Origin of the sequence: Staphylococcus sp. FSL W8-0056, from assembly GCF_037963075.1 — a bacterium.
Lineage (GTDB): Bacteria > Bacillota > Bacilli > Staphylococcales > Staphylococcaceae > Staphylococcus > Staphylococcus aureus.
The window spans coordinates 2,001,547-2,022,959 of the sequence record NZ_CP150142.1 but is presented as its reverse complement, the minus strand read 5'-3'; the positions used below and the strand labels follow the sequence as shown (position 1 = coordinate 2,022,959).

Annotated in this window: 26 protein-coding genes; 18 read left to right on the top strand and 8 right to left on the bottom strand. The window is 33.6% G+C overall.

Features of this window, described 5'->3' with window-relative positions; translation table 11 throughout:
* Nucleotides 1–9: 9 nt before the first annotated feature.
* From ureC to NSS86_RS10360, 3 genes are read right to left on the bottom strand one after another with little or no spacing between them, the layout of a single operon-like run.
* Entirely contained in the window at nt 10–1,725 is a 1,716-nt protein-coding gene (ureC, locus tag NSS86_RS10370) for an urease subunit alpha (RefSeq protein ID WP_000008667.1), read from the bottom strand.
* Nucleotides 1,722–2,132 (bottom strand): urease subunit beta, encoded by a 411-nt coding sequence (locus NSS86_RS10365; RefSeq protein WP_000612126.1) that lies wholly within the window; start codon nt 2,130–2,132, stop codon nt 1,722–1,724. The genes ureC and NSS86_RS10365 overlap by 4 nt, the downstream gene beginning before the upstream one ends.
* Nucleotides 2,133–2,145: 13 nt before the next feature.
* A complete protein-coding gene (locus NSS86_RS10360; protein ID WP_000545928.1) occupies nt 2,146–2,448 on the bottom strand; it encodes an urease subunit gamma in 303 nt (100 codons plus the stop codon).
* 259 nt (nt 2,449–2,707) lie between these two features.
* Here NSS86_RS10360 and yut point away from each other — a divergent pair, with 259 nt between their 5' ends.
* The 6 genes from yut (at nt 2,708) to NSS86_RS10330 (ending at nt 8,967) form a co-directional block, all read left to right on the top strand.
* A complete protein-coding gene (gene yut / locus NSS86_RS10355) occupies nt 2,708–3,613 on the top strand; it encodes an urea transporter (RefSeq protein ID WP_000691099.1) in 906 nt (301 codons plus the stop codon).
* Between the two features lie 216 nt (nt 3,614–3,829).
* Nucleotides 3,830–4,984, top strand: a complete 1,155-nt coding sequence (locus NSS86_RS10350; RefSeq protein ID WP_000999205.1) for an acyl-CoA dehydrogenase family protein — start codon at nt 3,830–3,832, stop codon at nt 4,982–4,984.
* 213 nt (nt 4,985–5,197) lie between these two features.
* A complete protein-coding gene (locus tag NSS86_RS10345; RefSeq protein WP_000735038.1) occupies nt 5,198–6,106 on the top strand; it encodes an ABC transporter substrate-binding protein in 909 nt (302 codons plus the stop codon).
* Between the two features lie 397 nt (nt 6,107–6,503).
* Nucleotides 6,504–7,445, top strand: coding sequence for a nucleoside hydrolase (locus NSS86_RS10340; protein WP_000163416.1), 942 nt, complete (start codon nt 6,504–6,506; stop codon nt 7,443–7,445).
* A gap of 120 nt (nt 7,446–7,565) precedes the next feature.
* Nucleotides 7,566–8,120: a biotin transporter BioY gene (locus NSS86_RS10335; protein WP_000208742.1), complete on the top strand. Its 555-nt coding sequence runs from the start codon at nt 7,566–7,568 to the stop codon at nt 8,118–8,120.
* Between the two features lie 76 nt (nt 8,121–8,196).
* The gene (locus NSS86_RS10330; protein WP_000146747.1) at nt 8,197–8,967 is read left to right on the top strand and encodes a GNAT family N-acetyltransferase; all 771 of its coding nucleotides are present in this window, start codon (nt 8,197–8,199) and stop codon (nt 8,965–8,967) included.
* Between the two features lie 171 nt (nt 8,968–9,138).
* Here NSS86_RS10330 and fdhD read toward each other — a convergent pair whose 3' ends face one another.
* Complete coding sequence (gene fdhD / locus NSS86_RS10325; protein WP_001030823.1) at nt 9,139–9,936, bottom strand: formate dehydrogenase accessory sulfurtransferase FdhD; 798 nt, start codon at nt 9,934–9,936, stop codon at nt 9,139–9,141.
* Nucleotides 9,937–10,224: 288 nt separating this feature from the next.
* On the opposite strand from fdhD, the gene modA reads away from it, so the two are divergent.
* From modA to NSS86_RS10300, 5 genes are all read left to right on the top strand, one after another.
* Entirely contained in the window at nt 10,225–11,007 is a 783-nt protein-coding gene (gene modA, locus NSS86_RS10320) for a molybdate ABC transporter substrate-binding protein (RefSeq protein WP_000782736.1), read from the top strand.
* Between the two features lie 13 nt (nt 11,008–11,020).
* A complete protein-coding gene (gene modB / locus NSS86_RS10315; RefSeq protein ID WP_001113093.1) occupies nt 11,021–11,692 on the top strand; it encodes a molybdate ABC transporter permease subunit in 672 nt (223 codons plus the stop codon).
* Entirely contained in the window at nt 11,693–12,298 is a 606-nt protein-coding gene (locus NSS86_RS10310) for an ATP-binding cassette domain-containing protein (protein WP_000913024.1), read from the top strand. It abuts the gene before it with no gap.
* A gap of 169 nt (nt 12,299–12,467) precedes the next feature.
* Nucleotides 12,468–13,472, top strand: a complete 1,005-nt coding sequence (locus tag NSS86_RS10305; protein WP_000076930.1) for a ThiF family adenylyltransferase — start codon at nt 12,468–12,470, stop codon at nt 13,470–13,472.
* 30 nt (nt 13,473–13,502) lie between these two features.
* Nucleotides 13,503–14,009 carry a molybdenum cofactor biosynthesis protein B gene (locus tag NSS86_RS10300; protein WP_000503822.1) on the top strand — a complete coding sequence of 169 codons (507 nt, stop codon included), beginning with the start codon at nt 13,503–13,505 and terminating at the stop codon, nt 14,007–14,009.
* A gap of 1 nt (nt 14,010) precedes the next feature.
* On the opposite strand, the gene moaC is transcribed toward NSS86_RS10300, so the two are convergent.
* Entirely contained in the window at nt 14,011–14,505 is a 495-nt protein-coding gene (gene moaC / locus NSS86_RS10295; RefSeq protein ID WP_000134526.1) for a cyclic pyranopterin monophosphate synthase MoaC, read from the bottom strand.
* 62 nt (nt 14,506–14,567) lie between these two features.
* On the opposite strand from moaC, the gene glp reads away from it, so the two are divergent.
* From glp to moaA, 6 genes are read left to right on the top strand one after another with little or no spacing between them, the layout of a single operon-like run.
* Nucleotides 14,568–15,827: a gephyrin-like molybdotransferase Glp gene (glp, locus tag NSS86_RS10290; RefSeq protein WP_000259721.1), complete on the top strand. Its 1,260-nt coding sequence runs from the start codon at nt 14,568–14,570 to the stop codon at nt 15,825–15,827.
* Nucleotides 15,824–16,309: a molybdopterin-guanine dinucleotide biosynthesis protein B gene (mobB, locus tag NSS86_RS10285; protein WP_000602950.1), complete on the top strand. Its 486-nt coding sequence runs from the start codon at nt 15,824–15,826 to the stop codon at nt 16,307–16,309. The genes glp and mobB overlap by 4 nt, the downstream gene beginning before the upstream one ends.
* A gap of 13 nt (nt 16,310–16,322) precedes the next feature.
* The gene (locus NSS86_RS10280) at nt 16,323–16,769 is read left to right on the top strand and encodes a molybdenum cofactor biosynthesis protein MoaE (RefSeq protein ID WP_000808495.1); all 447 of its coding nucleotides are present in this window, start codon (nt 16,323–16,325) and stop codon (nt 16,767–16,769) included.
* 5 nt (nt 16,770–16,774) lie between these two features.
* Entirely contained in the window at nt 16,775–17,008 is a 234-nt protein-coding gene (gene moaD, locus NSS86_RS10275) for a molybdopterin converting factor subunit 1 (protein ID WP_000866971.1), read from the top strand.
* A gap of 6 nt (nt 17,009–17,014) precedes the next feature.
* The gene (gene mobA, locus NSS86_RS10270; protein WP_000643986.1) at nt 17,015–17,614 is read left to right on the top strand and encodes a molybdenum cofactor guanylyltransferase MobA; all 600 of its coding nucleotides are present in this window, start codon (nt 17,015–17,017) and stop codon (nt 17,612–17,614) included.
* Nucleotides 17,615–17,633: 19 nt separating this feature from the next.
* Nucleotides 17,634–18,656, top strand: a complete 1,023-nt coding sequence (moaA, locus tag NSS86_RS10265; RefSeq protein ID WP_000230173.1) for a GTP 3',8-cyclase MoaA — start codon at nt 17,634–17,636, stop codon at nt 18,654–18,656.
* Between the two features lie 265 nt (nt 18,657–18,921).
* Here moaA and NSS86_RS10260 read toward each other — a convergent pair whose 3' ends face one another.
* Complete coding sequence (locus NSS86_RS10260; protein ID WP_001792132.1) at nt 18,922–19,107, bottom strand: hypothetical protein; 186 nt, start codon at nt 19,105–19,107, stop codon at nt 18,922–18,924.
* A gap of 125 nt (nt 19,108–19,232) precedes the next feature.
* On the opposite strand from NSS86_RS10260, the gene sarV reads away from it, so the two are divergent.
* Nucleotides 19,233–19,583, top strand: a complete 351-nt coding sequence (gene sarV, locus NSS86_RS10255; RefSeq protein ID WP_000066900.1) for an HTH-type transcriptional regulator SarV — start codon at nt 19,233–19,235, stop codon at nt 19,581–19,583.
* A 101-nt stretch (nt 19,584–19,684) separates the two neighbouring features.
* On the opposite strand, the gene NSS86_RS10250 is transcribed toward sarV, so the two are convergent.
* Nucleotides 19,685–20,896, bottom strand: a complete 1,212-nt coding sequence (locus tag NSS86_RS10250) for an MFS transporter (protein ID WP_000184404.1) — start codon at nt 20,894–20,896, stop codon at nt 19,685–19,687.
* Nucleotides 20,889–21,329, bottom strand: a complete 441-nt coding sequence (locus NSS86_RS10245; RefSeq protein ID WP_000951058.1) for a MarR family transcriptional regulator — start codon at nt 21,327–21,329, stop codon at nt 20,889–20,891. Before NSS86_RS10245 ends, NSS86_RS10250 begins: the two co-directional genes overlap by 8 nt.
* Between the last annotated feature and the right edge of the window lie 84 nt (nt 21,330–21,413).

Genomic DNA, 21,413 nt, shown 5'->3' with positions numbered 1-21,413 from the left:
ATGTTCCTCCTAGAATAAGAAGTATCTTTGAGTTAATGGTAACTCAGTTGCTGCATTACTTGTAATTTTTTCTCCATCTACATATACTTCATATGTTTGTGGATCAACGTCTAATTTAGGTGTTGCACTGTTATTTTTCATATCTGCTTTAGATAATTGTCTAATATTTTTAACTGGACGCACCATGCGTTTTAAATTTAATGCACGATTGATACCATTTTCATAAGCAGTTTTAGACACGAATGTCATTGACGTACTTGTAAGGTTTCCGCCGTATTGACCATACATTTTACGGTACTTCATCGGTTCAGATGTAGGTATAGAACCATTTGCATCGCCATTTACGGCAGAGTTAATTAATCCGCCCTTTACAACTAATTCAGGTTTAACCCCAAAGAAAATTGGGTCCCATAAGACAATGTCAGCTAGTTTGCCCGGCTCGATAGATCCTACATATTCAGAAATACCATGTGTAATTGCTGGGTTAATTGTATATTTAGCGATATAACGTTTGATGCGATTATTATCATTATGTTCAAAATCACCATCTAAAGGACCACGTTGTTCTTTCATGCGATGTGCTACTTGCCATGTTCGTGTAATTACTTCACCTACACGGCCCATTGCTTGTGAATCGGAACTAATCATACTGAATACACCCATATCTTGCAGAACATCTTCTGCTGCAATCGTTTCTTTACGAATACGTGAATCTGCGAATGCGATATCTTCAGGAATAGCCGCATTTAAATGGTGAGTAATCATTACCATATCTAAATGTTCATCTACAGTATTATGTGTATAAGGCAAAGTTGGATTTGTAGATGAAGGTAAAATATTTGAAAATGCAGCGGATTTAATTAAATCAGGCGCATGACCGCCACCAGCACCTTCAGTATGGTACATATGAAGTACACGGTCTTTAACAGCAGCCATTGTGTCTTCCATAAATCCTGCTTCATTTAAAGTATCTGCATGTAATGCAATTTGAACATCAAATTCATCAGCAACATCTAATGCATGACTCAAAGCAGATGGTGTTGCACCCCAGTCTTCATGTACTTTTAATCCAATTGCTCCGGCATTGATTTGTTCAATGAGTGCAGTTGGATTTGTTGCTTGTCCTTTACCTGTAAAACCGACATTAATCGGTAAACCTTCGGCAGCTTCTAACATTCTATGAATATGCCATGGACCTGGAGTTACAGTTGTTGCTTTAGAACCTTCTGAAGCACCAGTACCACCACCAATATGAGTCGTAATACCACTTTCTAATGCGACCTCTGCTTGTTCAGGATTAATAAAATGAACATGAGTATCAATACCACCAGCAGTGACGATTTTACCTTCAGCGGCAATGATATCTGTTGTTGAACCTATAATAATGTCGACATTATCCATTATATCTGGGTTGCCGGCATTACCTATGGCGAAAATATAACCATTTTTAATGCCTATATCAGCTTTAACCATTTTATCGTAATCGATAATAACGGCATTAGAAATGACAAGGTCTGCAACGTTCACGTCATCACGTGTTACACGAGGATTTTGCGCCATACCGTCTCTAATAGATTTACCACCACCAAAAGTAGCTTCTTCACCATAAACCGCATAGTCTTTTTCTATTTGAGCAAATAGATTCGTATCACCTAAACGAATAGAATCTCCAACAGTTGGACCGTATAAGCTCGTATATTGATTTTGCGTCATTTTAAAGCTCATGATCTTTTTCCTCCTTTTTTATTCACGTTTTCAGCACCGTTATCTCCGAATACACCTGCATATGCATCATTTTCATCAGTTGGGCGATAGACACGTGACTCATCGATAGGACCATTGACCATACCACGAAAACCAAAAATTTTACGTTTGCCAGCATATTCAACTAATTGAACTTCTTTTTTATCCCCAGGTTCAAATCGAACAGCTGCTCCAGCTGGAATATCTAAATGTTTTCCATATGCCATTTCACGTTCGAAATCTAATGCTGCATTTGCTTCATAAAAATGAAAATGTGAGCCCACTTGAATTGGTCGATCTCCTGTATTTTCAACTTCGATAACTGTTTCAGGATGATGGTTATTAATTTCAACCTCTGTACTTTTTGTAATAATTTCTCCTGGTATCATTTGACTGCCTCCTTTAAACAATAGGGTGATGTACTGTGATTAACTTAGTACCATCGGGGAACGTAGCCTCGATTTCGATATCTGTAATCATGTGTTCGACACCATCCATGACATCTTCTTTGTTTAGAATTTGTCTACCATAACTCATTAACTCTGCAACGGTCTTACCATCGCGTGCACCTTCTAATAATTCATCGCTGATTAAAGCTAATGCCTCAGGATGATTTAGTTTCAAACCACGTGCTTTACGACGACGTGCAACTTCCGCCGCCACTACAATCATTAATTTGTCTTGCTCTCGTTGTGTAAAATGCAAATTAAAACCCCCAATTTCATATTAGATACAATTTACAAAATTTATATTAATCCTAATTGTTGTGATAAACAAGTAATATACAAAGTTCAATGTGTAATTAGAAAATTATATTTTTAGCATATCCGCTATTGAAGCAAACAATCTAATCGAAAACAAATAGCGGAATATATTTATGTAAAAACCAAAATAGTTTTTAATATAACTTTTCATAGAATAGTAGTATATTAATGAGTAATGATTCAAAGGAAAGGTGAAAGATTTGAAGATAATAGATGTGCTTTTGAAAAATATATCTCAGGTTGTGTTAATTAGTAATAAATGGACAGGATTATTTATCTTAATAGGATTATTTGTAGCCGATTGGACAATTGGATTAGCGGCTATTGTAGGTAGCATCATCGCCTATACTTTTGCGCGTTTTATAAATTATAGTGAGGCAGAGGTTAATGATGGGTTAGCCGGATTTAATCCAGTGTTAACTGCCATTGCGTTAACAATCTTTTTAGATAAGTCAGGATTAGATATTGTTATAACAATGATAGCAACTTTATTAACGTTACCAGTTGCTGCTGCAGTGAGAGAAGTTTTAAGACCATATAAAGTTCCGATGCTGACGATGCCTTTTGTCATTGTGACTTGGTTTACAATTTTACTTTCAGGACAGGTTAAATTTGTAGATACATCGTTAAAGTTAATGCCTCAAAACATTGAAACGGTTAATTTTAGCAACAATGATAGAATACATTTCATTCAGTCATTATTTGAAGGATTCAGTCAAGTATTTATCGAAGCGAGTGTAATTGGTGGCGTATGTATTTTAATCGGCATATTGATAGCATCAAGAAAAGCAGCACTCTTAGCTGTTATAGCTAGTTTGTTAAGCTTTATCATTGTAGCTCTATTAGGTGGTAATTATGATGATATTAATCAGGGATTATTCGGTTATAACTTTGTATTAATGGCAATCGCACTAGGATATACATTTAAAACAGCGATTAACCCTTATATTTCGACTTTTTTAGGTGTGTTATTAACAGTAGTGGTGCAACTAGGTACAACAACATTGCTTGAACCGTTTGGCTTACCTGCATTAACATTGCCATTTATTATCGTGACATGGATTTTATTATTTGCTGGTATTAAACATGACAAAGTAGATGCTTGATAGTTAAATCAAACCTAATATTGTTTGAATATCACCTTAAACCATACAGCGAATTGTATAGTTTAAGGTGTATTTTTATGGATAAAATTAAGTGCATACTTAATCGAATTATCAGTTTTCTTTTAATTGTTCACAGCACGTTCCTTTTTATTTTTAAAGTCGAGTGTTAAACTAGGAATAAATAATTTATATTGTGTGTTGTGTGGGGTGACTAATATGAATGATATGGATAATTCCTTTTTAATAACAACGGAAATTCAAAGAAAATGGATTGAAAAATTCAAAGTAATTAGAGATACATTTAAGGCTAAAGCTGAATATAATGATCAACATAGCCAATTTCCATATAAAAATATTGAATGGTTAATTAAAGAAGGTTATGGAAAATTAACGTTACCAAAAGCATATGGTGGTGAAGGTGCGACCATAGAAGACATGGTTATTTTGCAATCATTTTTAGGCGAACTTGATGGTGCCACAGCATTATCTATTGGTTGGCATGTGAGTGTCGTAGGACAAATTTATGAACAGAAATTATGGTCTCAAGATATGTTGGAGCAATTTGCTGTTGAAATTAATAATGGTGCATTAGTTAATAGAGCAGTTAGTGAAGCTGAAATGGGTAGTCCAACAAGAGGGGGAAGACCAAGTACACATGCTGTTAAAGCTGATGATGGGTATATTTTAAATGGTGTGAAGACATATACATCAATGAGTAAAGCACTAACACATATTATTGTTGCTGCTTATATAGAAGAATTAGAAAGTGTTGGTTTTTTCTTAGTAGACAGGAATTTGCCTGGTGTTGAAATTGCCGATAATTGGGACGTATTAGGTATGCGAGCGACAGAAAGTCATGATTTAATATTAAATGATGTAAAAGTACCATTAAAACATTTAGTGGAAACAGAGAAAAGTAAAGCGCCAAATGGTTGGATATTGCATATACCAAGCTGTTATTTAGGTATAGCACAAGCTGCTAGAAATTATGCTGTAGACTTTGCAATCCAACATAGCCCTAATAGTATTGAAGGAACGATTGCAACATTGCCAACTGTGCAACAAAATTTAGGGAAAATGGAAACGCTATTGTTATGTGCGAGACAATTTTTATGGAGTACAGCAAAAGGGTATCAACAATATAAAGATGACAGTCAGATAAGAAATCCAACAAGTGCGAGTAAAGTGATGGTAATGAATCAAGGGCTTGAAGTGATTGATTTAGCGATGAGAATAGTTGGTGCTAAAAGCTTAGAAATGAATCGACCATTACAACGTTACTATCGTGACATGCGTGCAGGATTACACAATCCACCTATGGAAGATGCAGCATATACAAATATTGCTAAGAGTATTACAGATACATTTTAAATTTAAAAAGGTAAATCGATCGTTGATTGGCATAAAGAGATGAAATTTGACGTTCGGATTTACCCTTTTTTGTGGGGATTTATAGGGATGTTAAGATATTTTGCTAAATTTTTTGCGAAAATAAAAAAATAAATAGCACTAGCTATTGTAAATGTATATGCAATCTTGTATAATTTTGGAATAATTGATAATCATTTTCAATAGGAGGAAATTATGAAAAAACTATTATTACCATTAATAATTATGTTATTAGTGTTAGCTGCGTGTGGGAACCAAGGTGAAAAAAATAACAAAGCTGAAACTAAATCTTATAAAATGGACGATGGCAAAACGGTAGATATTCCGAAAGACCCTAAACGCATTGCAGTAGTTGCGCCAACATATGCTGGTGGACTTAAAAAATTAGGTGCAAACATTGTAGCTGTAAATCAACAAGTCGATCAAAGCAAAGTATTAAAAGATAAATTTAAAGGTGTTACAAAAATTGGTGATGGCGATGTAGAAAAAGTTGCTAAAGAAAAGCCAGATTTAATTATTGTATACTCTACTGACAAAGATATTAAAAAATATCAAAAAGTAGCACCAACAGTAGTTGTTGATTATAATAAGCATAAATATTTAGAACAACAAGAAATGTTAGGGAAAATTGTTGGTAAAGAAGATAAAGTAAAAGCTTGGAAGAAAGATTGGGAAGAAACAACTGCTAAAGACGGTAAAGAAATTAAAAAAGCAATTGGACAAGATGCAACAGTGTCATTGTTTGATGAATTTGATAAAAAATTATACACTTACGGCGATAACTGGGGTCGTGGTGGAGAAGTATTATATCAAGCATTTGGTTTGAAAATGCAACCAGAACAACAAAAGTTAACTGCAAAAGCAGGTTGGGCTGAAGTGAAACAAGAAGAAATTGAAAAATATGCTGGTGATTACATTGTGAGTACAAGTGAAGGTAAACCTACACCAGGATATGAATCAACAAACATGTGGAAGAATTTGAAAGCTACTAAAGAAGGACATATTGTTAAAGTTGATGCTGGTACATACTGGTACAACGATCCTTATACATTAGATTTCATGCGTAAAGATTTAAAAGAAAAATTAATTAAAGCTGCAAAATAATTCAGCTATATAAGTTAGTGAAATGAGAGTCTGAAACATATCATCTTTTGATATTGTATTAGGCTCTTATTTTTATAGCTAGAAAGTTAGATATTTGTATTTTTTTAAATAATAAGTGCCGTTGTTATCGTTCAATTTAATTAATGATAGATTAGTATTATTATAGCTAAAGTAGTATACCTGAGAAAATAGCTCAATGTATCTCTTTATTGATAAGTTATATCATAATTATATTAGTGCATACTTTATGGAAGGGATATCAGGGAATGGCTATCAATAAAAGAAGAGGTTTAAAAGGATTACAACAGAATGTTATGATTTTGTAGAAAGATATATAACAACGTTTTATAAAAACATAATATTGTTAATGGACAATGAAATGTAAGGGGGATTTCGAGTGACTAAGAAAGTTTATTTTAACCATGATGGTGGTGTAGATGATTTAGTATCTCTATTTTTATTATTACAAATGGAAAACGTTCAATTGATAGGGGTCAGTACAATTGGTGCTGATTGTTATTTAGAGCCATCTTTGAGCGCATCAGTAAAAATTATTAATCGTTTTTCAAATGAAGATATTCAAGTTGCGCCATCATATGAACGAGGAAAAAATCCATTTCCTAAAGAATGGCGTATGCATGCCTTTTTTATGGACGCATTGCCAATTTTAAATGAGCCAGTCAAACATGTTGCTTCAAATGTGAGCGACAAAGAAGCCTTTGAAGACATTATTCAAACTTTAAAGAGACAATCAGAAAAAGTAACATTATTATTTACAGGCCCGCTTACAGATTTAGCAAAAGCACTACAAAAAGATTCATCTATCGTTCAGTATATAGAAAAATTAGTTTGGATGGGTGGCACCTTTTTACCAAAAGGAAATGTTGAAGAACCTGAGCATGATGGTTCTGCAGAATGGAATGCATATTGGGATCCAGAAGCGGTTAAAATTGTTTTTGATAGCGATATAGAGATTGATATGGTTGCTTTAGAAAGTACGAATCAAGTGCCGCTAACGTTAGATGTTAGACAAAGATGGGCGAATGAACGCCAATATACGGGCATTGATTTTTTAGGAGTAAGTTATGCAGCGGTACCACCATTAACACACTTTATAACAAATTCTACTTACTTTTTATGGGATGTTTTAACGACTGCTTATATTGGTAACAAGGACTTGGTTCATTCAATTGAGAAAAAAGTCGATGTAATAAGTTATGGACCAAGTCAAGGTAAGACATTTGAGTGTAAAGATGGGCGCAAAATTAATGTCATAAATCATGTAGATAACAACGCATTTTTTGATTATATAACTGCACTTGCTAAAAAAGTAAATTAACAGCTGTGTAGAATAATTAAGGTTTTAATTTATATAGAACAACTTATTGTAAACTTTTCATTTCTTAAAGTTTACAATGGTGCTATAATAATGGTCATGAAATACGAAAGGAAGTAAAAAATGACAACAAAACAGTTAGTATATACAGCTTTAATGACAGCGATTATCGCTATTTTAGGAATGGTACCGGTAATTCCACTACCATTTTCTTCAGTACCAATTGTACTTCAAAACATTGGTATTTTCTTAGCAGGTGTGATTTTAGGACGTAAATATGGCACATTAAGTGTTATCGTCTTTTTATTATTAGTAGTTGCTGGCTTGCCATTGTTATCAGGTGGTCGCGGTGGCATCGGTGTATTCGCAGGTCCTTCAGCAGGGTTTTTACTATTATATCCAGTTGTAGCATTCATGATTGGTGCGATTCGTGATAGATTCATCAATGAAATTAATTTCTGGATTTTATTCGTTGGTATTTTAGTTTTTGGTGTTATAGCATTAGATGTTATTGGTACATTGATTATGGGCATGATTATTAACATACCATTTACGAAAGCTATTTCAATTTCATTAGCTTATTTGCCTGGTGATATATTAAAAGCAATTGTAGCAAGTTTGATTGGTACAGCTTTACTTAATCACTCGCAGTTTCGTCAAATTATGGGATTAAAATAATCATATTTAAGTTAAGATAATAAAGTAATTGAATAAGTTGCTTTGAAATTTATAAAAGTGAAAGGAGTAGGTGTCAATGGCTAGTATAAGTATGTCAGATATATATTGTAACGGCACTATATTTGAAAATGACGACGAGCAGTTAATTTATTTAACGCCTTCTTTTCCACAACGATACACAAGCAACACATGGATATATAAAAAGACGCCTACCCAAGAGCGATGGCTGAAAGACTTAGAACGTCAACATCAATTACATACAAATCAAGGTTCAAATCATTATGCGTTTAGTTTCCCGGAAAATGAACAACTTGATAATCATTGGATGGCTATGTTTAAAGATATGAATTTTGAACTAGGTATTATGGAATTGTATGCCATAGAAAGTGATGCGCTTGCTAATTTGCCGCGTAACTCTGACGTTGAAATTGCCGTCGTTGACGAGTCGCATATAGATGCCTATTTAAAAGTTGCATATCAGTTTAGTCTGCCATTTGGAAAAGACTATGCAGATGCACATGAAGAAATGGTAAGGGAACATTATCAAAAAGATGTGATTAAACGCTTAGTAGCTTATTTAAATAATGAACCTATTGGCGTTGTAGATGTCATTGAAAGTGAAAATTACATTGAATTAGATGGATTTGGTGTATTAGAACAATTTCGACACCAAGGAATTGGATCTACAATTCAATCGTTGATAGGTGAATACGCCATATCAAAAAATCACAAACCAATCATATTAGTTACAGATGGTGAAGATACAGCAAAAGATATGTATGCAAAGCAAGGTTATGTCTATCAATCGTTTTGTTATCAAATATTAAAAGAAGATATTGGAAATTAACGATTGATGATAGGTTTGTATTAGAATAAAAAAGCAGTAAGCTGGTTTCGAGTAGAAATCAACTTACTGCTTTTTAAATTGTTTTGAGCTACTTATACTTATAAAAATAGTGCGTTTAAATTGTTGATTCATGTAGAATATCGTTCATTATGACACACTATAATGAATATGTTATTGTTCAGAGTCGATGATACGTTCTGGATGACTATATATATTAAAGCCACCATTTCGAATAAAACCTACTGCCGTAATATTTAGGTCATTAGCTAAGGTTACAGCAAGCGTTGTCGGAGCTGATTTAGATAAAATGACGCCAACACCGATTTTCGCGGCTTTAATTAAAATTTCTGATGAAATACGTCCACTAAAAATTAATACTTTATCTCGGACAGTAATATGTCGCTGGATACAAAATCCATATAATTTATCTAGAGCGTTATGTCTACCAATGTCTTGTCGATGTACAAAAAATGTCAAACCATCGCTTATAGCAGCATTATGTAAGCCACCTGTTTCTTGGTAAATATGACTTGCACTTTGTAATCGAGTCATCATGTTAATAATTTGTATTGGAGTTAAAGTGATTTTAGACATAGAAGTTTTAGCGATAGCAGCATCATTTTGAAAATAAAACTCACGACTCTTTCCACAACAAGATGCAATCATTCGTTTTGTGGAATATTGAAAGCGATCGCCTAAATCTTTATTAAGTTCAACATGGGCAAAACCTTTACTATCATCAATCAGCACAGATTTTAATTCATCTCGCTTTAAAATGGCACCTTCCGAAGCCAGAAATCCAATGACTAACTCCTCAAGGTTTGTTGGACTGCATATAACAGTCGCAAATTCTTCACCATTCACCATAATTGTAAGTGGAAATTCTGTCACATATTGATCTGTTGTATTGAATAATTTTCCATCTTCATATCTAACAATTGGTTGACCTAAAGATACATCTTTGTTCATTATCTAACCCCTTTAATTAGCTTAAACTTTATTTTAAAGCAATTTGCTTAAAATTTTAACATATTTGCTTAAGTTTGAAATTTGATTTATAAAATTAATAGCGAGCAATCTGTTTGATTTAAATTGAATTCGAGAGTATACATACTAGGGGATCAATTAATAAATATCAATCTTATGCAAATTTGACAATTGTTTGAATCAATATATAAACAGGCAACGGTTCTTTTCAAATATAATAGTAAGTGTATAATGAAAATGTAAATATTATTAAAAATGGGGGTTCACTCAATGAAAATGAAACGTTTTATAGCTATTGTAATGGCATTATTTTTAGTATTAGCTGGTTGCTCTAATTCTAACGATAATAATGAAAGTAAAAAAGATGACGCAGACAATGGTAAGAAACAAGAGATTCAAGTTGCAGCGGCAGCAAGTTTAACAGATGTAACCAAGAAATTAGCTTCAGAATTTAAAAAAGAGCATAAAAATGCTGATATTAAATTTAACTATGGTGGATCAGGGGCATTAAGAAAACAAATTGAATCAGGCGCACCTGTTGACGTATTTATGTCTGCAAATACTAAAGATGTAGATGCATTAAAAGACAAGAATAAAGCGCATGATACATATAAATATGCGAAAAATAGTCTAGTATTAATTGGTGATAAAGATTCAAATTACACTTCAGTAAAAGACTTAAAAGACAATGATAAATTAGCATTAGGTGAAGTGAAAACTGTACCAGCAGGAAAATATGCGAAACAGTATTTAGATAACAATAACTTATTTAAAGAAGTCGAAAGTAAAATCGTTTATGCTAAAGATGTAAAACAAGTATTAAATTATGTTGAAAAGGGTAATGCGAAACAAGGTTTTGTGTATAAAACTGACTTATATAAACAAAACAAAAAAATTGATACTGTAAAAGTAATTAAAGAAGTAGAACTTAAGAAACCAATCACATACGAAGCTGGTGCTACATCAGATAGTAAATTAGCAAAAGAGTGGATGGAATTCTTAAAATCAGATAAAGCTAAAGAAATATTAAAAGAATACCACTTTGCAGCATAAGGAGTTGTAATCCATGCCTGACTTAACACCTTTTTGGATATCAATACGAGTTGCTGTAATCAGTACGATTATTGTAACGGTTTTAGGTATTTTTATATCTAAATGGTTGTATCGTCGTAAGGGTTCGTGGGTTAAAGTATTGGAAAGTTTATTGATATTACCTATTGTTTTGCCGCCAACGGTATTAGGTTTTATTCTATTAATCATCTTCTCGCCAAGAGGACCAATCGGTCAATTCTTTGCGAATGTACTACATTTACCTGTAGTGTTCACTTTGACAGGTGCTGTGATAGCATCTGTCATTGTTAGTTTTCCACTAATGTATCAACATACTGTGCAAGGCTTCAGAGGTATAGACACGAAAATGATTAATACAGCTAGAACGATGGGAGCAAGTGAAACGAAAATTTTCCTCAAATTAATTTTACCATTAGCTAAACGCTCTATTTTAGCAGGTATAATGATGAGTTTTGCTCGTGCATTAGGTGAGTTTGGTGCTACATTAATGGTTGCAGGATATATTCCAAATAAAACGAATACACTACCTTTAGAAATATACTTCTTAGTGGAACAAGGTAGAGAAAATGAAGCGTGGTTATGGGTATTAGTGCTAGTCGCATTCTCTATTGTGGTTATATCTACAATTAATTTATTGAATAAAGATAAATATAAGGAGGTCGACTAGATGCTTAAAATCAATGTGAAATATCAATTAAAGAACACTTTAATTCGCATCAATATAGATGATACTGAACCAAAAATTTATGCAGTTCGTGGTCCATCTGGCATTGGTAAAACTACTGTTTTAAATATGATTGCCGGATTACGTAAAGCAGATGAAGCTATTATCGAAGTGAATGGGCAATTGCTTACTGATACGACAAAAAACGTGAATGTTAAAATTCAACAACGACGTATTGGATATCTGTTTCAAGACTACCAATTGTTTCCTAATATGACGGTTTATAAAAATATTACTTTTATGGCTGAACCATCTAAACACATCGATCAATTAATTCAAACTTTAAACATTAATCATTTGATGAAACAATATCCTATGACATTGTCAGGTGGAGAGGCACAACGTGTAGCACTTGCACGTGCACTTAGCACGAAACCAGATTTAATTTTATTAGATGAACCTTTTTCTAGTTTGGATGATACTACAAAAGATGAGAGTATTACATTAGTTAAACGTATTTTCAACGAATGGCAAATACCAATCATATTTGTGACACATTCAAACTATGAAGCAGAACAAATGGCTCATGAAATTATTACAATTGGGTAATCATTTATTTGCCATTAAAGAGTTTAGAACGTATTTAAAATTGTAGAAGTGAATGCTTCTATCAGCATTTTAATGATGTTTTAAACTCTTTTTTAGGGGCAGTTTTTTTGAGAGACATTGACGCGCGTCATATAATGAAAGTAATGATAAAAAGAAAGGATAACTTAATGTGAGTCAAGAACGTTATTCAAGGCAAATTTTATTTAAACAAATAGGTGAAATAGGTCAAAGCAAAATAAATCAAAAATGTGCGTTGATTATTGGTATGGGCGCATTAGGTACACATGTGGCCGAAGGACTTGTTAGAGCAGGCATTGCTAAACTAATCATTGTTGATAGAGATTATATTGAATTTAGTAATTTACAAAGACAAACATTGTTTACTGAAGAAGATGCTTTGAAAATGATGCCTAAAGTGGTTGCAGCTAAAAAGCATTTGCTAGCGTTACGTAGTGATGTTGATATTGATGGTTGTATTGCCCATGTGGATTATTATTTTTTGGAAACACATGGACAGGACGTTGACGTTATTATTGATGCAACCGATAACTTTGAAACACGACAACTGATTAATGATTTTGCATATAAACATCGTATACCTTGGATTTATGGTGGTGTTGTACAGAGTACATATACAGAAGCTGCATTTATACCTGGTAAAACACCTTGCTTTAACTGTTTGGTACCACAATTGCCAGCATTAAATTTAACATGTGATACAGTAGGGGTCATTCAACCTGCCGTGACGATGGCAACAAGTTTACAATTAAGAGATGCGATGAAAGTATTAACGGAACAACCAATTGACACAAAAATAACTTATGGCGATATTTGGGAAGGTAGTCATTATTCATTTGGTTTCAGTAAAATGCAACGTTCAGACTGTACAACTTGTGGAGATGTACCAAGTTATCCGTATTTAAACAAGAATGAACAACGTTATGCAACATTGTGTGGTAGAGACACTGTACAGTATGAAAATGCATCAATTACACACGACATTCTTGTTCAATTTTTAAAACAACATCAACTAAATTATCGCAGTAATTCGTATATGGTTATGTTTGAATTTAAAGGACACCGCATTGTTGCTTTTAAAGGTGGAAGGTTTTTAATACATGGCATGACACGCACATCAGATGCCACACATCTAATGAATTTATTGTTTGGATAAAAAAAGATAAGACAAAAGGAGTGTAATATTATGGGCGAACATCAAAACGTTAAATTGAATCGTACAGTTAAAGCAGCCGTACTAACGGTATCAGATACTAGAGACTTTGTTACAGATAAAGGTGGTCAATGCGTGCGCCAACTATTACAAGCAGATGACGTTGAAGTGAGTGACGCACATTATACAATTGTGAAAGATGAAAAAGTAGCCATCACGACGCAGGTGAAGAAGTGGTTAGAAGAAGATATTGATGTCATCATTACGACTGGTGGAACAGGTATTGCACAACGTGATGTGACGATTGAAGCAGTAAAACCACTTTTAACTAAAGAGATAGAAGGCTTTGGGGAATTGTTTAGATATTTGAGTTATGTTGAAGATGTTGGCACGCGTGCATTATTGTCTCGTGCTGTAGCAGGTACAGTTAATAATAAATTGATATTTTCGATTCCAGGATCAACAGGCGCAGTTAAATTAGCATTAGAAAAGCTCATTAAACCAGAATTAAATCATCTGATTCATGAGCTTACAAAATAATTTATTGACCTGATTGGCGTTGAAAATCTCCAGATTTACCGCCAGACTTGCTTTCAAGGTAGGTTTCGCCAATAATCATACCTTTATCAACTGCTTTCGTCATGTCGTAAATGGTTAAAGCCGTTGCTGATGCAGCGGTTAAAGCTTCCATTTCAACACCGGTTTTGCCAGTTGTAGAGACAGTTGTTTGAATGTTTAAAGTATAAAGGGGTGCATTTGTTTCATCCCAGCTGAAGTGAACATCTATGCCAGTCAATGGTAATGGATGGCACATCGGAATAATTGTTGATGTATTTTTGGCAGCCATAATACCAGCGATTTGAGCAGTGTTCAATACATTGCCTTTGGTATTGGTGTTATTAGAAATCTGCTTAAAAATAGTTTCATTCACAGTAATGCTTGAATGAGCGACAGCAGTTCTTTTTGTAATTTGTTTGTCTGATACATCGACCATTTTGGCGTGGCCTTGTTGATTAATATGAGTAAACTCAGTCATTTTACCCCTCCTAGTGCATCTAGTATATCATGAAAAAATAAAAGTTTTGGAGATGATTTTTAATGGTAGTAGAAAAAAGAAACCCAATCCCAGTTAAAGAAGCAATTCAACGTATCGTTAATCAGCAGAGTTCAATGCCGGCAATTACGGTAGCACTTGAAAAAAGTCTAAATCATATCTTAGCAGAAGATATTGTAGCTACTTATGATATACCAAGGTTTGATAAATCACCTTATGATGGTTTTGCAATTCGCAGTGTTGATTCACAAGGGGCAAGTGGTCAGAATCGCATTGAGTTTAAAGTGATTGATCATATTGGTGCAGGTTCAGTTTCTGATAAATTAGTTGGGGATCACGAAGCGGTGCGTATTATGACTGGAGCACAAATACCAAATGGCGCAGATGCTGTTGTTATGTTTGAACAAACGATTGAACTAGAAGATACATTTACAATTCGTAAACCATTTTCAAAAAATGAAAATATATCTTTAAAAGGTGAAGAAACAAAGACAGGCGATGTTGTTCTAAAAAAAGGACAAGTAATTAACCCAGGGGCTATCGCGGTCCTTGCAACATATGGCTATGCAGAGGTTAAAGTTATTAAGCAACCGAGTGTCGCTGTTATTGCAACAGGAAGCGAATTATTAGATGTTAATGATGTATTAGAAGATGGAAAAATTCGTAACTCTAATGGCCCAATGATTCGTGCCTTAGCAAAAAAATTAGGTCTTGAAGTTGGTATTTACAAAACACAAAAAGATGATTTAGATAGTGGCATCCAAGTCGTTAAAGAAGCTATGGAAAAACACGATATCGTTATTACAACGGGTGGAGTTTCTGTTGGAGACTTTGACTATTTACCTGAGATTTATAAGGCTGTAAAGGCGGAAGTGTTATTTAATAAAGTAGCAATGCGTCCTGGTAGCGTAACAACGGTTGCATTTGCAGATGGAAAGTATTTGTTTGGATTATCTGGAAATCCATCAGCTTGTTTTACAGGATTTGAACTATTTGTGAAACCAGCTGTTAAACATATGTGTGGCGCACTAGAAGTCTTCCCGCAAATAATTAAAGCAACATTAATGGAAGATTTTACCAAGGCAAACCCATTCACACGATTTATACGTGCTAAAGCAACGTTAACAAGTGCTGGAGCTACTGTAGTACCTTCAGGATTCAATAAATCAGGTGCGGTTGTAGCGATTGCACATGCTAACTGTATGGTCATGTTACCAGGAGGGTCACGTGGTTTTAAAGCGGGGCATACAGTAGATATTATATTGACTGAATCTGACGCTGCTGAAGAGGAACTTCTTTTATGATTTTACAAATTGTAGGTTACAAAAAGTCTGGTAAGACAACATTGATGAGGCATATTGTCTCTTTCTTAAAGACACATGGTTATACAGTTGCTACTATTAAACATCATGGGCATGCTAAGGAAGATATTCAATTACAGGATTCAGACGTCGATCACATGAAGCATTTTGAAGCGGGGGCAGATCAAAGTATTGTACAAGGTTTTCAATATCAGCAAACTGTAACACGTGTAGATAATCAAAATCTTACTCAAATTATTGAGAAATCTGTTACAATTGACACCAATATCGTATTAGTTGAAGGCTTTAAAAATGCTGATTTTGAAAAAGTCGTAGTCTATCGAGATGAAGAAGAGTTGCAAGTATTACAACAATTGTCGAATGTTTGTTATAGCATTAATGTAAGGGAGCATGAAGATTTTACAGCATTTGAGCAATGGTTATTAAATAAAATTAAAAATGATTGTGATACACAATTAACATAGAGGATTGAAATGAATGAAACAATTTGAAATCGTGATAGAACCGATACAAACAGAACAATATCGTGAATTCACTATAAATGAATATCAAGGTGCAGTAGTTGTTTTTACCGGTCATGTTCGCGAATGGACTAAAGGCGTCAAAACGGAATATTTAGAATATGAAGCGTATATTCCAATGGCTGAAAAGAAATTGGCACAAATTGGAGATGAAATAAATGAAAAATGGCCTGGAACGATAACGAGTATTGTTCATAGAATAGGGCCATTACAAATTTCAGATATCGCTGTATTAATTGCAGTTTCTTCACCGCATCGTAAAGATGCCTATCGAGCAAATGAATATGCAATTGAGCGTATAAAAGAAATTGTTCCGATTTGGAAAAAAGAAATTTGGGAAGATGGTTCAAAATGGCAAGGGCATCAAAAAGGGAATTATGAAGAAGCGAAGAGGGAGGAATAAGAGAGATGAAGGTACTTTACTTCGCAGAAATTAAAGATATATTACAAAAAGCACAGGAAGATATTGTGCTTGAACAAGCATTGACTGTACAACAATTTGAAGATTTATTGTTTGAACGTTATCCGCAAATCAATAATAAAAAGTTTCAAGTTGCTGTAAATGAGGAATTTGTACAAAAATCAGATTTCATTCAACCTAATGATACTGTTGCATTAATTCCACCGGTTAGTGGAGGTTAAGGGAGCATGAAAGCAATAATTCTTGCAGGTGGTCATTCAGTGCGATTTGGTAAGCCCAAAGCTTTTGCGGAAGTGAACGGTGAGACCTTTTATAGTAGAGTAATTAAGACATTAGAATCAACAAATATGTTCAATGAAATTATTATTAGTACAAATGCGCAATTGGCAACGCAATTTAAATATCCAAATGTTGTTATAGATGATGAGAATCATAATGATAAAGGTCCATTAGCAGGAATTTATACAATCATGAAGCAACATCCTGAAGAAGAATTGTTTTTTGTCGTTTCTGTTGATACACCAATGATTACTGGTAAAGCTGTAAGCACGTTGTATCAGTTTTTAGTTTCTCATCTTATTGAAAATCATTTAGATGTCGCAGCTTTTAAAGAAGATGGACGTTTTATTCCAACAATTGCATTTTATAGTCCGAATGCATTAGGCGCTATAACTAAAGCACTACATTCTGATAATTACAGTTTTAAAAATATATATCATGAATTATCAACGGATTATTTGGATGTCAGGGATGTAGATGCGCCCTCATATTGGTACAAAAATATAAATTATCAGCATGATTTGGACGCTTTAATTCAAAAATTGTAAGCTGTTAGGAGGTCCACAAATGGTAGAACAAATAAAAGATAAACTAGGACGTCCCATCCGTGACTTACGGTTATCTGTGACAGATCGGTGTAACTTTAGGTGTGATTATTGCATGCCTAAAGAGGTATTTGGAGATGATTTCGTATTTTTACCTAAAAATGAACTGTTAACGTTTGATGAAATGGCTAGAATCGCTAAGGTATATGCAGAATTAGGTGTAAAAAAAATACGCATTACAGGTGGAGAACCATTGATGCGACGCGATTTAGATGTACTTATAGCTAAATTAAATCAAATCGATGGTATTGAAGATATTGGTTTGACTACAAATGGTTTGTTATTAAAAAAGCATGGACAAAAGTTATATGATGCTGGGCTACGCAGAATTAATGTCAGTTTGGATGCTATTGATGATACGCTATTTCAATCAATCAATAATCGTAATATTAAAGCGACTACGATTTTAGAACAAATTGATTACGCGACGTCTATTGGTTTGAATGTAAAAGTAAATGTTGTTATACAAAAAGGTATTAACGATGATCAAATCATACCAATGCTTGAATATTTTAAAGATAAACATATAGAGATTCGATTTATAGAATTTATGGATGTTGGTAATGATAATGGATGGGATTTCAGTAAAGTTGTAACTAAAGATGAAATGCTTACAATGATAGAGCAGCACTTTGAAATCGATCCTGTAGAACCAAAATATTTTGGGGAAGTAGCAAAATATTATCGCCATAAGGATAATGGTGTTCAATTTGGTTTGATTACAAGTGTTTCACAATCATTTTGTTCTACATGTACACGCGCAAGGCTGTCATCAGATGGGAAGTTTTACGGATGTTTATTTGCAACTGTCGATGGATTTAACGTTAAAGCGTTTATTCGTTCTGGCGTGACCGACGAAGAATTAAAAGAACAATTTAAAGCTTTATGGCAAATAAGAGATGATCGATATTCAGATGAGAGAACTGCTCAAACAGTTGCCAATCGTCAACGTAAAAAGATAAACATGAATTATATTGGTGGTTAATGTGTAGGGACCACTACATATTAAATCATTAGAGATGTTTTAATATTTCTGTCTTACTCCCTAAAATACAATATTATTTATTAAAGTAAAAACGGTCATATCTATGCCAGATTTAATAGAAATGATCGTTTTTAAAGTTTTTACAAGTTGGCGGGGCCCCAACACAGAAGCTGACAGAAAGTCAGCTTACAATAATGTGCAAGTTGGCGGGGCCCCAACATAGAGAATTTCAAAAAGAAATTCTACAGACAATGCAAGTTGGGGATCAACGAAATAAATTTTGTGAAAATGTTATTTCTGTCCCACTCCCAAAAATCACTACATAATTAATCTTTAAGGGCTCTTTAACATTGATGTCACACTCCAAGTCATTGAGTTGTAATATATCTTTTTTAGGTATAAATGTTGTCGAATAAACAACAAGTTGTCCAAAAGATATAAATCTAAACAAGATATAGCCAGCAATTTAATATTTGTAATAGATAAAATGCTAAGTTTGATATATAATAAATTTAAGTAATTGTATAATAATATGAATTACAAACATCTAAGAAGAAACATAGGAGGCATCATATTATGAGTAATAAAGTTCAACGTTTTATAGAAGCAGAAAGGGAGTTAAGTCAGTTAAAGCACTGGTTAAAAACAACACATAAGATTTCAATTGAAGAATTTGTAGTACTTTTTAAAGTGTATGAAGCTGAAAAGATTAGCGGTAAAGAATTGAGGGATACATTACATTTTGAAATGCTATGGGATACAAGTAAAATCGATGTGATTATCCGTAAAATCTATAAAAAAGAGCTTATTTCTAAATTGCGTTCTGAAACGGATGAAAGACAAGTATTCTATTTCTATAGTACTTCTCAAAAGAAATTGTTAGATAAAATTACTAAAGAAATAGAAGTGTTAAGCGTTACAAACTAAAAACTTAAAAAGCATGCCAATCAGTACATCATATTTGCGTCTTGGGGACAGACAAATGATGAATAGAGATTGGCATGCTTTTTATTTTTGAATATAAATATTTAGTTCATGGCATTTCTAGTTACATGACGTCCATGAATTAAGAAGTAAACAAGCATAGTAATGATTGCTAAAGCGGCCATAAAGCCGAAGATTTCACTATATGAAAACATATGAGTAAATAACCCAAGGAATGATGGACCGAAGCCGACACCTGCATCTAGACCAACGTAAAAAGTAGATGTCGCGATACCATATTTAATCGGGGGTGAGACTTTTATCGCAATAGATTGCATTGCAGATGATAAATTTCCATACCCTAAACCTAGGCAAGCACCAGCAAGTAATATTAACCAGCTTTGATAGCTTGAAATTAAGCACACAAATGAAAGGAAAAGCATGATAAATGCTGGATAGACAATAATATTTTCATTTTTATCATCCATCAATCTACCAGCAATAGGTCTAGTAATTAACGATGCTATAGCATAGCAAATAAAGAAATAGCTTGCTGCAGTGACTAGGTGTCGCTCTAAAGCAAATGCTTGTAAATAAGTTAGGATTGACGCATAGGTAACGCCAATTAAAAGCATAATTACAGCAACAGGAATGGCCTCTTTTGCAATAAATTGATGAATACTAAATCTTGGTTTATTAATGACATCAGTTTCAGTTTTATTATTTGTTACTTCGAAATCAACTTTTATAAATAATGAGATAATGAGTCCGAGTATGCCTAATATGACACAAATAATAAACAGTAAATCAATTGCGTATTTTGTAATAAGTAACATGCCTAGAAATGGGCCAATCGCTGTACCTAATACTAAACTTAAGGAAAATAAACTGATGCCTTCACTTTTTCTATTAACAGGGGTAACGTATGCCGCAATAGTACCTGTTGCAGTTGTCACAACTGCAGTTGCGATACCGTTTATGAGACGTACAAAGATTAAAAAAGCTAAAGATCCATCAATAAAATAAAGTAATTGCGTGATAATTAAAGCAATTAAACCAATAAATAATAATCGTTTAGGTCCGATTTGATTTACAAATTTACCTGTAGCAAATCGACCAATTAAAGACCCGACAATAAATAGTCCTACAACTAATCCGGCTAATGAATCGGAAGCGTCGAAAGCTTGCTTACTATAGCCAGCAATAACTACAAGTAACAAATACATGCATAGGTATACGATAAAGTTGACAAAAAAGTTGATTGTAAAACTTTTGGTGAAAATAGGTGATTTATTTAATGAGCCTTGATTAGTCATTGTGTGCCTCCTTTAATAATATTTCATGAATTTGATTCATCACATTTATGGTTTCTTGCATTTGATCTTGCGAAATGTTTGTTTTGGCAACTACTGCTTGTTGGAGCTTTTGTACATCAAGACAAACAATCTCATATAATTCATGCCCTTTAGGTGTTAAAGTTAAAAACTTTTGTCGTTTATCCTCTAAACTGTTTTCTACTGTTATAAGGTCATTTTCTATTAGAGCTTTTAAAGTTTTTCTTGCAGTAGGCTTTTCAATTGCACGTCTATGTGAAATTTCAATGAGAGTAGTGGGCTGATGTTTAGCGATATCGCGTAAGATTAACCATTGACCATAATATATATTGTGTTTTTCCAAAATCGGCTCTGCTAATTTTAAATAGGGGCGATATATTGTTATAAAACTATTGAAAAATTCTTGTGATAGCATAGTGACATCTCCTAAGACAAAATAGTTAGCTTAGCTAACCTTTTTACAACAATAGTAATTATAAAACGGGAGCAATTAGAAATC

Coding starts and splice junctions, on each gene's coding strand:
- moaA (WP_000230173.1), top strand. CDS start 17,634: ATGGTAGAACAAATAAAAGATAAACTAGGACGTCCCATCCGTGACTTA.
- NSS86_RS10350 (WP_000999205.1), top strand. CDS start 3,830: ATGAATGATATGGATAATTCCTTTTTAATAACAACGGAAATTCAAAGA.
- fdhD (WP_001030823.1), bottom strand. CDS start 9,936: ATGAACAAAGATGTATCTTTAGGTCAACCAATTGTTAGATATGAAGAT.
- ureC (WP_000008667.1), bottom strand. CDS start 1,725: ATGAGCTTTAAAATGACGCAAAATCAATATACGAGCTTATACGGTCCA.
- mobA (WP_000643986.1), top strand. CDS start 17,015: ATGAAAGCAATAATTCTTGCAGGTGGTCATTCAGTGCGATTTGGTAAG.
- NSS86_RS10365 (WP_000612126.1), bottom strand. CDS start 2,132: ATGATACCAGGAGAAATTATTACAAAAAGTACAGAGGTTGAAATTAAT.
- moaD (WP_000866971.1), top strand. CDS start 16,775: ATGAAGGTACTTTACTTCGCAGAAATTAAAGATATATTACAAAAAGCA.
- NSS86_RS10345 (WP_000735038.1), top strand. CDS start 5,198: ATGAAAAAACTATTATTACCATTAATAATTATGTTATTAGTGTTAGCT.
- NSS86_RS10300 (WP_000503822.1), top strand. CDS start 13,503: ATGGGCGAACATCAAAACGTTAAATTGAATCGTACAGTTAAAGCAGCC.
- moaC (WP_000134526.1), bottom strand. CDS start 14,505: ATGACTGAGTTTACTCATATTAATCAACAAGGCCACGCCAAAATGGTC.
- NSS86_RS10245 (WP_000951058.1), bottom strand. CDS start 21,329: ATGCTATCACAAGAATTTTTCAATAGTTTTATAACAATATATCGCCCC.
- NSS86_RS10310 (WP_000913024.1), top strand. CDS start 11,693: ATGCTTAAAATCAATGTGAAATATCAATTAAAGAACACTTTAATTCGC.
- NSS86_RS10280 (WP_000808495.1), top strand. CDS start 16,323: ATGAAACAATTTGAAATCGTGATAGAACCGATACAAACAGAACAATAT.
- NSS86_RS10330 (WP_000146747.1), top strand. CDS start 8,197: ATGGCTAGTATAAGTATGTCAGATATATATTGTAACGGCACTATATTT.
- NSS86_RS10335 (WP_000208742.1), top strand. CDS start 7,566: ATGACAACAAAACAGTTAGTATATACAGCTTTAATGACAGCGATTATC.
- NSS86_RS10250 (WP_000184404.1), bottom strand. CDS start 20,896: ATGACTAATCAAGGCTCATTAAATAAATCACCTATTTTCACCAAAAGT.
- glp (WP_000259721.1), top strand. CDS start 14,568: ATGGTAGTAGAAAAAAGAAACCCAATCCCAGTTAAAGAAGCAATTCAA.
- mobB (WP_000602950.1), top strand. CDS start 15,824: ATGATTTTACAAATTGTAGGTTACAAAAAGTCTGGTAAGACAACATTG.
- modA (WP_000782736.1), top strand. CDS start 10,225: ATGAAAATGAAACGTTTTATAGCTATTGTAATGGCATTATTTTTAGTA.
- sarV (WP_000066900.1), top strand. CDS start 19,233: ATGAGTAATAAAGTTCAACGTTTTATAGAAGCAGAAAGGGAGTTAAGT.
- modB (WP_001113093.1), top strand. CDS start 11,021: ATGCCTGACTTAACACCTTTTTGGATATCAATACGAGTTGCTGTAATC.